Raw genomic sequence first — 1109 nt, forward strand, 5'->3', positions numbered from 1 at the left:
TGGGATGGCGGCCCACGACGCTGCTGGTGAGGGTCCGCCGCTACAAGTGCACCGGGTGCGGTCGGGTGTGGCGGCAGGACATCTCCAAAGCCGCGCAGCCCCGGGCGAAGATCTCCCGTCGCGGGCTGCGCTGGGCGCTGGAGGGCATCGTGTGCCAGCACCTCACCGTCGCCCGTGTCGCCGAGGGCTTGGGCGTGTCCTGGCATACCGCGAACAGCGCGATCCTTGCCGAGGGCAARCGGGTGTTGATCGAGGACCCGGCCCGGTTCAACGGGGTGGCCGTGATCGGCGTCGATGAGCATGTCTGGCGGCACACCCGGCRCGGGGACAAGTACGTCACGGTCATCATCGACCTCACCCCGGTCCGCGACAGGACCGGCCCGGCACGGTTGCTCGACATGGTCGAGGGCCGCTCGAAACAGATCTTCAAGGCCTGGCTTGCCGAGCGGCCGAAAGCGTGGCGGGACGGGATCGAGGTCGTTGCGATGGACGGGTTCACCGGGTTCAAGACCGCAGCCGCCGAAGAGCTCCCGGACGCGGTCGAGGTCATGGACCCGTTTCAYGTCGTCCGGCTTGCCGGCGATGCCCTGGACAGGTGCCGYCAGCGYGTCCAGCAGCAGACCATTGGTCACCGTGGACGGTCCGGGGATCCGCTCTACGCAGCCCGCCGGACCCTGCACACCGGGCACGATCTGCTYACCGRSAAGCAGAAGGACAGGTTGGAGGCCCTGTTCSTTGCGGACAACCATGCCGAAGTCGAAGCGACCTGGGGTATCTACCAGCGYGTCATCGCCGCGTACCGCGAACCYGACGGCACCCGAGGCAAAGAGCTCATGCAAGCACTGATCGGCGCGATCAGTGCCGGCGTTCCCGCTGCGCTGACCGAGGTCATTACGCTGGGCCGGACGCTGAAACGCCGCGCAGGGGACGTGCTCGCGTACTTCGACCGGCCCGGCACCAGCAACGGCCCCACGGAAGCGCTCAATGGCAGGCTCGAACACCTCCGCGGCTCCGCCCTCGGCTTCCGGAACCTTGCCAACTACATCGCCCGATCACTCCTCGAGACCGGCGGATTCAGACCCCGGCTACACCCTCAAATGCGATGAGCC

At 67.7% G+C, this 1109-nt stretch carries 1 protein-coding gene; it reads left to right on the plus strand.

The window, feature by feature from the left end; all coding sequences use genetic code 11:
* Positions 1-1106, plus strand: a 1106-nt coding sequence (locus AB4074_RS24785) for an ISL3 family transposase (RefSeq protein WP_441415747.1), incomplete at its 5' end; no start/stop codon positions are given.
* Positions 1107-1109 lie beyond the last annotated feature (3 nt).

This window comes from Arthrobacter sp. 2MCAF14 (genome assembly GCF_052115645.1).
Lineage (GTDB): Bacteria > Actinomycetota > Actinomycetes > Actinomycetales > Micrococcaceae > Arthrobacter.